This window comes from Acinetobacter sp. 22512 (genome assembly GCF_052044755.1).
Classification (GTDB): Bacteria; Pseudomonadota; Gammaproteobacteria; order Pseudomonadales; family Moraxellaceae; genus Acinetobacter; species Acinetobacter pittii.
Genome location: NZ_JBQENP010000001.1, coordinates 384,263 through 399,430, shown reverse-complemented (window position 1 = coordinate 399,430; position 15,168 = coordinate 384,263). Strand labels below are relative to the sequence as shown.

Annotated in this window: 13 protein-coding genes; 11 read left to right on the top strand and 2 right to left on the bottom strand. The window is 39.8% G+C overall.

Annotated features, from left to right (window positions below; translation table 11 throughout):
* Positions 1–152: 152 nt before the first annotated feature.
* A complete protein-coding gene (locus ACTJJG_RS01910) occupies positions 153–1,181 on the bottom strand; it encodes an AraC family transcriptional regulator (RefSeq protein WP_032055666.1) in 1,029 nt (342 codons plus the stop codon).
* Positions 1,182–1,350: 169 nt separating this feature from the next.
* Between ACTJJG_RS01910 and ACTJJG_RS01905 the strand changes: the two genes are divergently transcribed.
* The gene (locus ACTJJG_RS01905; RefSeq protein ID WP_032055667.1) at positions 1,351–2,121 is read left to right on the top strand and encodes a 3-hydroxyacyl-CoA dehydrogenase; all 771 of its coding nucleotides are present in this window, start codon (positions 1,351–1,353) and stop codon (positions 2,119–2,121) included.
* A gap of 19 nt (positions 2,122–2,140) precedes the next feature.
* Positions 2,141–3,277, top strand: a complete 1,137-nt coding sequence (locus tag ACTJJG_RS01900; protein WP_025466499.1) for an acyl-CoA dehydrogenase family protein — start codon at positions 2,141–2,143, stop codon at positions 3,275–3,277.
* Between the two features lie 91 nt (positions 3,278–3,368).
* Here ACTJJG_RS01900 and ACTJJG_RS01895 read toward each other — a convergent pair whose 3' ends face one another.
* Positions 3,369–3,947, bottom strand: coding sequence for a flavin reductase family protein (locus ACTJJG_RS01895; RefSeq protein WP_032055671.1), 579 nt, complete (start codon positions 3,945–3,947; stop codon positions 3,369–3,371).
* Between the two features lie 173 nt (positions 3,948–4,120).
* On the opposite strand from ACTJJG_RS01895, the gene ACTJJG_RS01890 reads away from it, so the two are divergent.
* The 9 genes from ACTJJG_RS01890 (at position 4,121) to ACTJJG_RS01850 (ending at position 15,100) form a co-directional block, all read left to right on the top strand.
* On the top strand, positions 4,121–4,897 hold the full coding sequence (locus ACTJJG_RS01890; protein WP_032063252.1) for a HesA/MoeB/ThiF family protein: 777 nt from the start codon (positions 4,121–4,123) through the stop codon (positions 4,895–4,897).
* Positions 4,898–4,955: 58 nt separating this feature from the next.
* Positions 4,956–6,254: an ABC1 kinase family protein gene (locus ACTJJG_RS01885; protein ID WP_002119658.1), complete on the top strand. Its 1,299-nt coding sequence runs from the start codon at positions 4,956–4,958 to the stop codon at positions 6,252–6,254.
* 15 nt (positions 6,255–6,269) lie between these two features.
* Positions 6,270–6,650, top strand: a complete 381-nt coding sequence (folB, locus tag ACTJJG_RS01880) for a dihydroneopterin aldolase (protein WP_069119252.1) — start codon at positions 6,270–6,272, stop codon at positions 6,648–6,650.
* Complete coding sequence (locus tag ACTJJG_RS01875) at positions 6,607–7,044, top strand: 2-amino-4-hydroxy-6-hydroxymethyldihydropteridine diphosphokinase (RefSeq protein ID WP_032055675.1); 438 nt, start codon at positions 6,607–6,609, stop codon at positions 7,042–7,044. Before folB ends, ACTJJG_RS01875 begins: the two co-directional genes overlap by 44 nt.
* A gap of 258 nt (positions 7,045–7,302) precedes the next feature.
* Complete coding sequence (gene kdpA, locus ACTJJG_RS01870) at positions 7,303–9,012, top strand: potassium-transporting ATPase subunit KdpA (protein WP_372552756.1); 1,710 nt, start codon at positions 7,303–7,305, stop codon at positions 9,010–9,012.
* 8 nt (positions 9,013–9,020) lie between these two features.
* On the top strand, positions 9,021–11,060 hold the full coding sequence (kdpB, locus tag ACTJJG_RS01865; RefSeq protein WP_372552755.1) for a potassium-transporting ATPase subunit KdpB: 2,040 nt from the start codon (positions 9,021–9,023) through the stop codon (positions 11,058–11,060).
* 13 nt (positions 11,061–11,073) lie between these two features.
* Positions 11,074–11,679: a potassium-transporting ATPase subunit KdpC gene (gene kdpC / locus ACTJJG_RS01860; protein WP_372552754.1), complete on the top strand. Its 606-nt coding sequence runs from the start codon at positions 11,074–11,076 to the stop codon at positions 11,677–11,679.
* Between the two features lie 38 nt (positions 11,680–11,717).
* Entirely contained in the window at positions 11,718–14,372 is a 2,655-nt protein-coding gene (locus ACTJJG_RS01855) for an ATP-binding protein (protein WP_372552753.1), read from the top strand.
* A gap of 11 nt (positions 14,373–14,383) precedes the next feature.
* Positions 14,384–15,100, top strand: coding sequence for a response regulator (locus ACTJJG_RS01850; protein ID WP_000625746.1), 717 nt, complete (start codon positions 14,384–14,386; stop codon positions 15,098–15,100).
* The last annotated feature ends 68 nt before the right edge of the window (positions 15,101–15,168 follow it).

The window sequence follows — 15,168 nt, the reverse complement described above, 5'->3', positions numbered from 1 at the left end:
TGAAAGATAAAAGTTTGAATAAAATTATAAATCACTGTTTTTATGACTATTATCAAATTTTAAATAATGCATTTATCTGAAATATTGAATTTAAAATACATAAATATCATAAGCTTAAACTCTAACGCCTTAAGCTTCATTCGATGTATATGTTATTGCTTGTGTCCAGTTAAATTATCTCGATATGCACCTGGGCTGACACCTGTCCATTTTTTAAAAGCACGGTGAAATGCACTTGGGTCATGGAAGCTTAAATCTTCACTAATATTTTGAATTGAGTCATTCGTTTTGCTTAAACGTTGAACAGCAATATCACAGCGGATTTCATTTTTAATTTGTTGATAGCTTACACCTTCATGTTTCAGTCTACGTTGAACGGTGGCTTCTGAAATATTGAGTTGGTGAGCTACATCTTTAAGTTCGGGCCATTGTGCAGGGTGGAGTTTCAATAAATGGCGACGAATAAGTACACTCAGGGCATTTTCATTTTTAAAGCGAACTAAAAGATTTTGCGGAGTTTGCTCTAAAAAATCATAAAGCGCTTTTTTATCTTTTTTAATTTTAATATCTAAATAGTGGGCATCGAACTCAACTCGATTTATCTCAGCATTAAATTGAATATCTTCACCAAAACGAACGAAATAGTCCTGAATATCTTGAGGTTTAGGACAACGTACCATAATAGTATTTAAACCAATTCGCTGGTCTACCAACCAACACATAAGTCCGTGCACTAATATTAAAAAGGTTGCGTAGGTAAACATGCGTTTAGGCTGTTCACGATCATGAATCACTAAATAAGCTTTGTCTTGCTCTCGAATGAGTTCTCCATGCATGTCATCTAGAACAAAGTTAAAAAACTTCAAAATATCGTAGAGTGCTTTTTCTAAAGTTTCAGCCGTACTGACGAGTTTAGTCAGTAATTTATAGCTTCCACGACGCATGGGGTGGCTATCCATTCCAAAAAACTCATCGTTCATGGCATTGGCAAGCTCTATCCACAATTGGGCATAGGTTGTAACAGGCACACGTGCCTTTGGCGACATCAGTAATTCAGCGGGGATACCTGCTTTATTTAGAATTATTTGTGTATTTAGGCCTTTGGCATAAGCCGCACTCAGTGCTTCATGTACTAGTGCAATCGAAATTGTGCCTTTACTTAAAGAAGATTGGACAACCATGTCAAAGACTCATATTTTCTTCATATATTTCAAGTGAAATACTGCATATTTAAAATTTGGATTGATCAAAAGCTGCAAACATTTTGAGGCTTTTTGAAATTGTATCGGAAAACAACAACTTTTACTCTCACTACTAAGTTTAAAGAACATTTCTATAGGACATTACACAATGAAAATTCAAGGGAAACATTTCGTAATTACAGGTGGTGGGTCTGGTTTAGGTGCTGCAACAGCTGAGTATTTAGTCCAGCAAGGTGCTTCAGTTACCTTGGTAGACATGAATACAGAAGCAGGCGAGCAACAAGCAAAACAGTTGGGGCCAAAAGCTGACTTTGTAAAACTTGATGTGACCGATGAAGCTGCTGCTGAACAGTTCTTTAAAGATGTGTTGACAAAACATGGTCATTTGCATGGTTTGGTGAACTGTGCCGGTATTGGCCCTTCTGCGAAAGTGGTTGGCCGTGAGGGCATTCATGACTTGGGATTATTTGCAAAGACTTTAAATATTAATGTTACAGGTACATTTAACATGCTGCGTTTTGCAGCAGATGCAATGAGTAAAAACACGGTTGAAGAAGGTGAAGAAGATCGTGGTGTAATTGTTAACACTGCTTCTGTTGCCGCATTTGATGGTCAAATTGGTCAGGCTGCGTATTCTGCATCAAAAGGCGCTATTGTTGCGATGACATTGCCGATTGCTCGTGAGCTTGCGCGACATGCTATTCGTATTATGACCATTGCACCGGGAATTATGGAAACCCCAATGCTTAAGGGTATGCCACAAAATGTACAAGATGCTTTGGGGCAAATGGTGCCGTACCCATCTCGTTTAGGAAAACCAGAAGAGTTTGCTCGTTTGGTGGCACATATTGCTGAAAACTCTTACTTAAATGGTGAAGTCATCCGTCTAGATGGTGCAATTCGTATGGCAGCAAAATAATAAAAATAAGGATGCTGAAATGATCTTAAATGCTGAACAAAGTATGGTTCAGGAGATGATGCGTAACTATGCGCAAAATCAGTTAAAGCCAACTGCTGCACATCGCGATAAAACTCATGAATTTCCAGCTCAGGAACTCAAAGATTTAGGTGCACTAGGCGCTATGGGGATGACCGTGCCCGATGAATGGGGCGGTGCAGGAATGGACTATGTATCTTTGGTACTCGCAATTGAGGAAATTGCCGCAGGCGATGGTGCTATTTCGACAATTGTAAGCGTACAAAACTCTTTGATTTGCGGTATTACACTGGCATACGGTTCAGAGCAGCAAAAACAAACCTATTTGCCAAAATTTGCCTCTGGCGAATGGCTAGGATGCTTTTGTTTAACTGAGCCACATGTCGGTTCCGATGCGAGCGCGATTTTATGTAAAGCCGAGCGAGATGGCGACCATTGGGTGCTTAATGGCGTAAAACAATTTATCACCAGTGGTAAAAATGCCCAAGTGGCTTTGGTGTTCGCGGTCACAGATAAACAAGCTGGTAAAAAAGGTATTTCGTGCTTTCTTGTACCCACCAATACACAAGGTTACTTGGTGACTCGTATTGAAGACAAAATGGGTCAACATGCTTCAGATACAGCGACCATTACTTTTGAGGACTGCCGAATTCCTTTAGAAAATTTGGTGGGGCAAGAGGGTGAAGGTTATAAAATTGCATTATCTAATTTGGCAGCTGGACGTATTGGTATTGCAGCTCAATCGGTAGGTATGGCAAGAGCGGCTTTTGATGCAGCGGTGCAATATGCAAATGAGCGTAAAGCTTTTGGAGTCGAATTAGTTCAGCATCAGGCGGTTGGTTTCCGTTTAGCCGATATGGCGACCCAGATTGAAGCGGCACATCAGTTGGTTTTACATGCTGCAACTTTAAAAGATGCGGAGCTACCTTGTTTAAAAGAAGCCTCAATGGCAAAGCTATTTGCATCTACTATGGCTGAGCGGGTGTGTTCGGATGCGATTCAAATTCATGGTGGTTATGGATATGTGAGTGATTTCCCTGTAGAGAGAATTTATCGTGATGTTCGTGTAAGCCAGATTTATGAAGGTGCTTCTGATATTCAACGTTTGGTGATTGCGCGTGAAGTGGCTCAAGTTTAAATATTAGATTTTTAAAAAATGTTGTTGACTGCAAAAAAACCGCAATTGTTATGCGGTTTTTTGCAATTAAATGAAACTCACTTTTTAAGGATTAAATTTGAGCTTTGACTTCCTCACCAATCAAATAAAAAGTTCCGCCTGCAATATAGTGCAGGCTGCGAAGTTCTTTTGGCGCATCTTGAAAATGCCAGTGCCCATCTCTAAAAACGCGGCTATCTGCCCATGCACCTACAACAGAACCAATAAATAAATCATGAGCTGACTGATTATGTGGTTCTGGAATAAGTTTACAGACAAGCCATGCAATGCAACCTGATACAAGCGGGCTGGTAAGGCCTTCTTGATAGAATAGCTCAACACCGCAATGCTCAAGTTTTTCTGGATCATCCAACTTATTAATGGTTCCAAGTTGATGAGTCAGATCGAGCTGTGCATAGCAGGGAACTTGTAGTGTGAAATAGCCACTTTGCTCAACGAGTTGTCGGGTTTTAGTGCTTTTGTCGAGAACTACGGACACTTTAGCTGGTTTGAACTCTAAGGCACATGCCCAAGCGGCAGCCATCACATTGCGGTCATCACCATGTTGTGCAGAAACAAGCACAGTTGGGCCATGATTTAATAAACGATAAGCTTTTTCTAACTCTACAGGTGCAATATATGATTGCGTCATATTTAGCCTAAGTAATAAAGAAAATAGATATTTCTATTGTTGCAGAAAGCTTGATAGATGCAATGTTGATAAATAAGCTTTATTAGAATAAAAAAGTTGTTTCTATTTTATAGCTTTCATAATAACGAACTTAATCATAAAATCATTTCGCTTCTAAGTGAAAGGATTAACGTGTGACCGAGCTTCAAGATATCGATTTTGTAGAGTTAAGTGATGAAGAAATGCATCTCTATAGCCGTCAGATTTTACTTGATGGATGGGATATTGAAGCTCAGGAAAAACTCAAACTTGCTAATGTGCTGATTGTAGGTGCTGGTGGAATAGGATGTAGCAGTGCGGAGTTACTAGCGCGAGCAGGGGTTGGGAAAATTACACTGATTGATGCAGATATGATCGAAATAAGTAATTTACAGCGTCAAATTGCATTTGGTCATGAAGATATTGGTCGTTACAAAGCAGAAATTTTGGCTAAACGTTTACAGAAAATTAACCCTTATATCTGTGTCGAATACTACAACGAACGTTTAGACGAACATAATATTGATAGACTTGTTGAACACCAAGATGTGGTTTTAGATGGATGTGATAATTTTACAACTCGCTATTTAGTAAATGCAGCTTGTAAGAAACATCAGGTCGCATTAATTAGTGCTTCAGCAATTGGTTTTCAGGCACAAATGTTTATGGTTGAAGGTGATTCAGCTTGTTATGAATGCCTTTTCCCAAAAGAACAACCTGCCAATGAGGGGCTGCGCTGTGCAGAGTCAGGGGTACTGGCAACTACTCCTGTAATGATAGCGTCATTACAAGCGCATCACACTTTGCTATATTTAGGTTTAAATCGTACACCTTTAAAGCAGAAACTATTATTGTGGGATGGTTTAAATATGACACAACGTATTGTTAGTTTTGATAAAGATGTAAATTGCCCACTTTGTCAGGCAAGCTAATCAGTAAATTAAACAAAATTTGCTACACTCAACCTGAATGATTTGGTTTTGAAGAAATATGAAAAAAAATATTTTGTTTGATGGGCTGCGTTCAGTCGCCCGCATTGGTGAAACAGCAGTGGTTGCGGCCAAAGCTGGAATTAAATACGCAACTGAAAAACCAAGTAATGCCAAACTCATGCGAGAGACTTTTGAGTCACTTGGTTCAACTTATATTAAGCTTGGTCAGTTTATTGCGAGTACGCCATCGCTTTTCCCACGTGAATATGTAGAAGAATTTCAAGGTTGTTTAGACCAGACACCAACACTCCCATTTAGTTATATTCAAGGTGTGCTTGCATCTGAGTTTGAAGGGCGCGATTTAAGCCAGATTTTTAGCTATATCGATGAAAAGCCATTAGCTTCTGCATCAATTGCTCAGGTTCATGCAGCTAAGCTGACCACAGGTGAAGATGTCGTTATCAAAGTACAAAAGCCTGGTGTTGAAACCATTTTATATACAGACTTAAGTGTAGTACATTGGGCTGCCAAGCTGCTCGAACGTGCTGTACCAAAGATCAAATTCGCAGCTCTTTCTGAAATTGTAGATGAAATTAAAAGCCGTATGGTCCGTGAAGTCGATTTCATTGAAGAAGCACAAAACCTAGATGATTTTGTGGAATATCTTAATATTTCACAAAATAAAGCAGCGACAGCGCCTAAAGTTTATCATCAGTTTTCTACACGTCGTGTCTTAACTATGCAACGTCTATATGGTGTGTCTTTGACAGACTTTAGTGTTGTAAAACAATATGCTAAAGATCCTTCGCAAGTACTGATTACTGCCATGAATACATGGTTCGGTAGTCTTATGCTGTGTAAGAGTTTTCATGCTGACTTACATGCTGGGAACCTAATGTTGCTTGAAGATGGGCGTATTGGTTTTATTGATTTTGGTATCGTCGGCCAGTTAAAACCTGAAGTTTGGACTGCATGTATTGCATTTATGGATGCCTTACAAAAAACTGATTATCAGGCAATGGCTGAAAATATGCTGAAAATGGGTATGACCCATAACAAAATTGACGTTCAGGTGTTGGCTCAAGATCTAGAACGTTTGTTTAATGGCGTATTAATGGCCGATCCGCAACAGATCTTGTCTTCAAATCCAGCCGATTTAAATGACATCATGATGGATATGGTAGGTGTAGGCGAACGCCACGGGATTAAATTCCCACGTGATTTTGCTTTATTATTTAAGCAAATGCTTTATTTCGATCGTTTTATGCGCGTACTCGCACCATATACTGATATTTATGCAGACCAGCGTTTGAAAATGGTTCAAAATATGGAACCTGCTTCGTTATTAAAGCACTAAGGTCAGTTTAAATTTATGGATGCCATTATTATTGAAGGCTTGAAAGTTGAGACAGTCATTGGCTGTTTCAACTGGGAAAGACAAATCATTCAACCTTTAATGTTGGATTTAACCATCCATAATGATTTGAGCCGAGCTGCAGCGTCTGACAAGCTTGAGGACACTCTCAACTATGCGCAGATTTGTGAGTTATCGGCTCAAACCATTCAACAAGCCAAACCTGAATTAATCGAGCATGCAGCACATCTGGTTTTACAATGTTTGTTTGAAACCTTTCCATCAATTGAAAAAATTACCATAACCATCCGTAAGCCAGCCATCATTGCAGAAGCAAATGCTGTAGGAATTCGTCTTGAACGCACCAGAAACAATTTTTGCGCTCGCCCTAGCGAGTAATTTAGACGCAGATCAGCACTTTACTTTTGCTTATACGCAATTGGCAACATTGGGGAAAGTGCAGTTTTCATCTGTTTATCAAATTCCATGCCGAGATGGTATTGGAGATGATTATTGGAATTCGGCATGTCTATTAAAAAGCACTTTATCGTGTGAACAAATTGAATCTTTTCTAAAGAAACTTGAGTCAGATTCGGGGCGTGTTCGTCCGTCGCATCATATTTCTTTAGATGTAGATTTGATTGCATGGGGAAGTGATCTGGACCATATGCAATTTAATTCTAAAAAGCTACCTTTGGCACTCGATGTAAAAATTCCTTTATATGAACTTTGGCATTGTGAAGCCTTAAAGGCTGATAGCATGATTTATCCAGTCGTTAATTTTAAAGTTTAATACCCTTCAAACTAAATTTTACGCAAACTTTACGCGGGCTTTGACTTCCTCAATAGAGAATTTACGGGTATTTTATCGATACTGAAATTCACTAAATTAGTGTTATTTCAGGACAATAAAGATGCTTATAAATTCTCAAATGCGCATCTTGCATCAGTCTGGCATTGTCTTATGCGGACTTAAAACAAATGATATTTCTTCATCTCTCCTTATTTCCAGTCTGGCAAATCAAGCCAAGGGGTATAGAGGAGAATAGCCATGTTAGAACTTATACTTGTTTTATTTATTGCTATTTTTCTAGCATGGTGCCTCAGTAAATATTTATCCAAAGTGATGGCAAATCAGCCGATGTGGGGTGATGGATTATTTCGCTGGATTGAAAATCCTGTATACCGCTTATTAGGTGTATCTCCACAACAACAAATGAATTGGAAACAATATTCTCTAGCATTTGTTGTGAGCTGTATTTTTCTTGCAGTGGCTATTCTTGCTATTTTTATGACGCAAGCATGGTTACCATTAAACCCGAACCATGCACCAAATATGAGTTGGGATTTAGCGCTACACACTGTTATTTCATTTTTAACAAACACCAACCAACAGCATTATTCTGGTCAGGCTCAATTATCTTATTTGTCGCAAATGACAGGTATTGTGGGCTTGCAAGTCATTACTCCAATGATGGGGCTGGCTTTGGTGGTTGCAACATTAAGAGCTTTCTTTTATCAGCGTCCAAGCCATATTGCGGCCGATGTTGCCGAGCAGCCAGATCAAATTTTAATTGGTAACTATTGGGCAGATGTAATTCGTCCTACAGTTCGCTTTTTGCTTCCACTCTGTTTTGTCTGGTCATTGTTGCTTAACAGCCAAGGTGTGCCTGCAACTTTCCAAGGTGGGCCAGAAGTACAGCTTATTGATAAAGCCAATAGTGTTGAAACTCAAAAAATTCCTTTAGGACCAGTTGCGCCAATGGTGGCGATTAAGCAATTAGGTAGTAACGGTGGTGGTTGGTACGGTCCAAATAGTTCTGTGCCTTTAGAAAATCCAACACCATTTTCTAATTTACTAGAAATGATTGCGATCTTACTTATTCCAATCACAGTCATTTTTATGGTTGGGCATTTTACTCAGCGTAAAAAGTTTGCTTACTTTGTCTTTGGCAGCATGCTTTTCATGTCAATTATTTCAGGTGCAGCGGCTGTCTGGTCTGAGAGTATGTCATCGACAGCATCTCAATTTGCCGTAATGGAAGGTAAAGAACAACGATTTGGACCAGCAGCATCAGCAGTTTGGGCAGCGCTTACTACACAGGTAAATAACGGCTCGGTCAATATGATGCATGATTCTTCTGCACCGCTTACCGGTTTAGTCGAACTCATTAACATGCTGATTAATGCCATTTGGGGTGGTGTGGGCTGTGGTCTGCAACAGTTTATGATTTATCTGTTACTCGCAGTATTTATTGCAGGTTTAATGACAGGTCGTACCCCTGAATTGTTTGGGCGCAAGATTGAAGCGGCAGAAATTAAGTTGCTCGCGATTATTATCTTGATTCAACCTTTAGTCATTCTTGCATTTACCGCATTAAGCCTCAGCGTTCCAGGCATATCTGGAATTAGTAATCCGGGACCACATGGTATTAGCCAAGTGTTCTATGAATATGTCTCTGCATTTGCCAACAATGGTTCAGGTTTTGAAGGTCTTGGAGACAACACTGTATGGTGGAATGTCACTTGTAGTATTGCTCTTCTTTTAGGACGTTTTCCAACCTTAATTTTGCCATTAATGATTGCAACACATTTAGCAGCAAAAAGAAAAGCACCCGAAACAGCAGGTAGTCTTCAGGTTGAAACTCCAACCTTTGCTTTAACGCTGATTACGATTGTTGTGTTGCTTACCTTATTACAATTTATGCCAGTTCTTGTCCTTGGGCCTATTGCCGATCAACTTTTGTTGGTTAAAGGCTAAGGAGGCGAGTGAAAATGAATACACAAACTCATGTAAATAGCCATAAACAAACCATGGCAGTGCCAAATTTTGAAGTTTGGAAAAATGCATTTGTGAAACTGCTACCGCAGCATGCAATTAAAAACCCTGTGATGGCAATTGTATGGCTTGGAACAGTGGTTGCTGCAATTAGTACAGTCTTGGGTTACACCACGCTGTTATTTGGTTTCGCAGTTACAGCAATTCTGTTTATTACCATTTTATTTGCTAACTATGCTGAAGCAGTTGCAGAGGCCAGAGGTCGTGGACAGGCATCTTCATTACGTGCAGCAAGAGAAAATTTAACAGCTCGAAGACTCAACTCTTTGACAGACCGTCAAGCGACTCAAGTTGCAGCGACTGAACTTCATTTAAATGATTTCATTGAAGTTCATGCAGGTGAACTTGTTCCAGCTGATGGTGAGATTGTAGAAGGCTTTGCGACCATTAATGAATCGGCTGTTACAGGTGAGTCAGCACCTGTGCTACGTGAAGCTGGAACTGACCGTTCAGGCGTTATTGGCGGAACTAAAGTACTTACGGATCGTATTATCGTACAAGTGACTGCTGAATCTGGTCAAAGTTTCTTGGACCGCATGATTGCTTTGGTCGAAGGTTCAAATCGTCAAAAAACACCGAATGAGATTGCGCTTGGCTTCTTATTAATGGTGATGACAATCACGTTTTTAATTGTCGTGATTAGTTTGCCATTTATTGCCAAGTATTTGCATATTGAGCTTGATCCAGTTGTGCTCGTGGCGTTACTGGTCTGCTTGATTCCTACAACCATTGGTGGTTTGTTACCTGCGATTGGTATTGCGGGGATGAACCGTGCACTCAAAGCCAATGTTTTGGCGAAATCAGGTAAAGCGGTAGAAGTTGCAGGTGACATTGATGTGCTTTTACTCGATAAAACAGGAACCATTACCTATGGTGACCGTCAAGCGACCTCATTTTATCCTTTAACTTCGGTAACTGAGTCTGAGTTAAGAGTGGCTGCTTGGGTAAGTTCACTTGCCGACCCAACACCAGAAGGGAAATCGATTGTTAAGTTAGCAAAAGAACAAGGTTTAAAACAGCAAGAACCTGAGCAAGCTGAATTTATCTCTTTTAGTGCTTCTACCCGAATTTCTGGCGTGAATTTACCGAATGGTGACCAAATTCGTAAAGGTGCTTTAGATGCAATCTTGAAGTTTGTAGATGAAGATTATTCTCAAGATTTAGAGTTAAAAGCACGTGTTGAGCAAGTTGCCAAAAAAGGGGCAACACCATTGGTTGTCGCAAATCAACATCATGTATTAGGTGTGATTGAACTCTCTGATGTAATTAAACACGGCATTAAAGAACGTTTTGCTCGTTTAAGAGAAATGGGCATCAAAACCGTTATGGTTACAGGTGATAACCCATTAACTGCGGCCGCCATTGCTGCTGAAGCTGGTGTAGATGATTATATTGCCGAAGCAAAACCAGAAGACAAATTGGCTTGTATTCGCACAGAACAACAACAAGGCCGTTTAGTTGCGATGGTCGGTGACGGAACCAACGATGCACCAGCATTAGCTCAAGCCGATATTGGCTTAGCCATGAACTCAGGTACACAAGCTGCAAAAGAAGCTGGCAATATGGTCGATTTAGACTCTGACCCAACCAAACTACTTGCTGTGGTTGAGATTGGGAAACAGCAGCTGATTACCCGTGGTGCTTTAACAACATTTTCGTTAGCAAACGACGTCTCTAAATACTTTGCCATCTTGCCTGCATTGTTCGCTGCTGCGATTCCACAAATGCAAGTATTAAATGTAATGCACTTAGCAAGTCCAAGCAGCGCGATTTTATCTGCATTAATTTTTAACGCGATTATTATTCCGCTATTAATTCCAATCGCACTCCGAGGCGTGAAATTTAAACCTTCAACTGCAACTCAGTTACTACGTCGAAATATGTTGATTTATGGGGTGGGCGGTGTAGTTCTACCATTCCTTGCCATCAAAGCGATTGATGTAGTGATTGTTCAATTATGTGGTTTGTAATCTGGAGTTTGAAATGAAAACTTATGTACAAAATTCAGAAGCAAATTTGGGTCAGACCTTAAGAGCATCTTTGGGATTATTAATTTTTACCTTAGTTGGCTGTGGCGCTGCTTATAGTGCTATCGCTACAGGTGCGGGACAGGTGTTATTCAATAATCAAGCAAATGGTAGTTTGATTGAAATAGATCATAAAGTTTTAGGGTCAAAATTAGTTGCTCAGCCATTTGTTGGAGAGGCTTATTTTCATTCACGTCCTTCAGCAGTCGCTTATGACCCGATGGCGATGGCAGGTACAAACTTAGCTCGTACTAATCCTGAACTACAGCAACAAATTGATGCTCGGATTCTTGCTGTGAAAAAACAAGATCACACAGGTAATACACCTATTCCAAGTGATTTGGTGACTAAATCTGGTAGTGGTATTGATCCGCATATTAGTCCTGAATCTGCTCAGTTACAGGTTGCTCGAGTGGCTCAAGCTCGTCATTTAGACCCTAAGATTGTGGAAGAGCTTTTGCAAAAGCATATTGAACCGAAGCAGTTTGGTGTACTAGGGCAAGCTCGTGTTAATGTATTACAGCTCAATATTGCTTTAGATCAATTACAATCTACACATTAACTTAAAAATAAAGTTGTTAGTTTACCGGATGATATCAAGTGCAAAGCAATCGCGAAAATCAGGCTGAGGCCTTATTAAATCATGTCAACAGATATCAAGCCGGTCGACTAACGGTCTTTCTTGGTGCGGCACCTGGTGTAGGAAAAACTTATGCCATGCTTGCCCGCGCCAAAGAATTATTTCAACAGGGCACAGATGTTGTTGTTGGTATTGTTGAAACTCATGGAAGAATCGAAACTCTAAAAATTTTGGAAGGGTTGCCTCAGATTGCTAGAAAAGAAATGCAATATCAGGGGCATATTTTAGAAGAAATGGACTTGGATGCTATTTTACTTAGGCATCCGCAAATCATTTTGGTTGATGAATTGGCTCATCGCAACGTCCCAAATAGTCGTCATGAACGACGGTGGCAAGATGTTAATGAGTTGCTAGACGCTGGTATTGATGTATTCACCACTATAAATATTCAACATTTAGAAAGCCTAAATGATGTGGTCTATCAAATTACAGGCATTCGAGTAAATGAAACAGTACCAGATCGGGTATTTGATCGTATTCGAGACATTCGCTTAATAGATTTACCCGTCAGTGAGCTTATTGAAAGGCTCCATCAAGGAAAAGTCTATGTGCCAGAGCAAGCAAATCTGGCATTACAAGGCTTTTTTAGCATTTCAAATTTAACGGCATTACGTGAACTGGCAATGCAATGCGTTGCTGAGCATGTCGATTCAGACTTAAAAGAGAGTTATGCCTCAAAGGGTTTGAAATCTATATCGTTACAAAATGAATTGATGATTGCGATAGATGGGCAAGGCTCTTCTGAATATTTAGTGCGAGCAGGCTGCCGCTTAGCAGAACGTAATGGGGCTACATGGACTGTAGTAAATGTTGCTAGAAGTTTGGACTTTGGGCAGAGTTCAGTGAGTTCTTATAAAAAAGAATACATCGAGATTGACCGTGCGTTTGAGTTGGCTCGACAACTAGGTGGTCGAACTGAAGTTTTATATGGGCCGCGAGTTGCATCAGTGTTAATGGATGCCGCCGTTGATCGAGGTATTTCCAATCTTGTCATTGGTAAAAGTATTTCACCGTGGTGGTTAAAGTTATTTAAGAAAAATTTAGCTCAGCAATTATTAAATCAAGAAAACTCAATTGCTTTAACCATTTTGCACCCAGAACAGGGTACTAAAAAGATTAATCAGCTCAAAAAGCCTTCATTTTTATCATTAAAAGAAAGTGTTTTTGTTTTAGCTGTGACGTGCGGTAGCATTTTTCTAGCTCACTTCGCCGAAGTTCTATTTGGTATTGAAGACTTCTCTGTCATTTTTATTATTTCTGTTTTAATTGTTGCAACGAAAACCCGAATGTTAGCTGCAGTAGTGGCTGCTCTTATTTGTTTCTTAGCCTATAATTTTTTCTTTATTGCCCCGCGTTATACCTTTCAGATTTCAGCACACCAAGGGGTAGTCACCGTTGTTGCTTTTTTTGCAGCAGCTTTAATTGCTGGCCGTTTAGCTTCTCAGTTACGCCAGCAAGTTTTGTCTTTAAAAGCTGCGAATGCTTACACTACGGTAATGCAAGACTTGGCGCGTAAGCTTTCTAGTGCAGTAAACCTTGAAGAAGTCATGCAAACAGGACGTATGACTTTAGAAACACAACTTCAAACTAAAGTGTGGATTTCTATTCGAGATAAGGTAATTTCATCTGATATTGAGCTAAATGATAAAGAAAAAGTAGCCGCAGAATGGTGTTTGAAACACAAGCAGCCGTGTGGGCGTTTTACCGATACTCTGAGTCAGTCAAACTGGTGGTTTTTACCTCTTTTAGAACAAAAAAATAGCCTAGGTATTGTGGGAATTTACTTTAAGGATGAAGTGGTTTCCTTAAATTTTGAGCAAAAAAAATTGACTGAAAGTGTAATTGAGTACATTGCACAGGCAGTACTTCGAACCCAATTGGTCAATGAGCTTGAACAAGCAAAAGTCACCAGTGAAACAGAGCGCTTACGTTCTGCTTTATTATCTTCGGTATCGCATGATTTACGTTCGCCACTTGCTTCTATCATTGGCGCAGCAGACACGCTTGCTAATTTTAAAGCTGATATGTCAGAACAAGACCAACAAGATCTGCTTGAAACAATTCATTTAGAAGGTGAGCGTTTAGACCGTTACATTCAAAACTTACTTGATATGACACGCTTAGGTCACGAAGGTCTAACTTTAAAAAGAGACTGGATTGGGGTAGATGAATTAATTGGTTCGGCAACCCGCCGTTTAAAGCGTTATAAACCAGATACACAAGTGGTCGTTCAGTTATCTGAGCAACAAATTAGTTTATATGTTCACCCAGCACTGGTAGAACAAGCTATTTTTAATGTTTTAGAAAATGCCGCAAACTTTTCACCTCCAGATGAACCAGTCATGATTCGTGCTCATCTTGTGTCAGAAGATGAAGTAAAAATTGAAATTGAAGATAGAGGAACGGGAATTCCTGAAGACGAAAGACATCGTATTTTCGATATGTTTTACACGATGGAACGAGGAGACCGTGGAAAGTTTGGTACTGGTTTAGGGCTTACAATCGTAAAAGCGATTATTGGTGCTCATATGGGTACAATAGAAGCATTTTCAGGGCGCCAAAATAAAGGTACTTTAATTCAAATCAGATTACCCATTCACCCAGTAAAAGAATAAGTTGTAAATTCATGATAAGTTCCGAAACCTCACCTGTAGAAACACGTATTGTGATTATTGATGATGAGCCTCAAATCCGTAAATTTTTAGACATTGCTTTAAGAACTCAAAAATACAAAACCACGCTCTGTGAAACGGGTTACAAAGGCCTAGAGGCATTGGCAACCCAAGGGGCTGATTTGGTTATTTTAGACTTAGGCTTACCTGATTTAGATGGGAAAGAAGTCCTCCAAGAATTACGTAGCTGGTCGAATGTTCCCGTTATTGTGTTATCTGTACGCGCTGATGAATATGAAAAAGTTGCCTTGCTAGACGCAGGGGCAAATGACTACATGACCAAGCCTTTTAGTGTGCAAGAGCTTTTGGCGCGCATACGTGTCATTTTAAGAAATCAACCGATTCAACAAGAAGCTCATGTGTATGACGATGGCTATCTCAAGGTTGATGTCATGCAACGTTTAGTTTGGATCGAGCAACAACCAATTACTTTAACTCGAAAAGAGTTTCAACTTTTGACACTATTAATGCGCTATCAAGGGCAGCTTTTAACACAGCCTCAGCTCTTAAAAGAGCTATGGGGACCCACCCATCAGGAAGATACGCACTATTTACGTATTTTAGTGGGTAAGTTACGCAGTAAACTGGGGGATAACGCGATTCAGCCACGTTATATTGCTACTGAACCAGGTGTTGGGTTACGTTTTTTAGCTAAACAGAAAAATCATTAATTAGATATAAAAAAACCTTAGGGTATTTCTCCCTAAGGGTTTGCAAAGTGGTTTATAGTTTTTTTGCT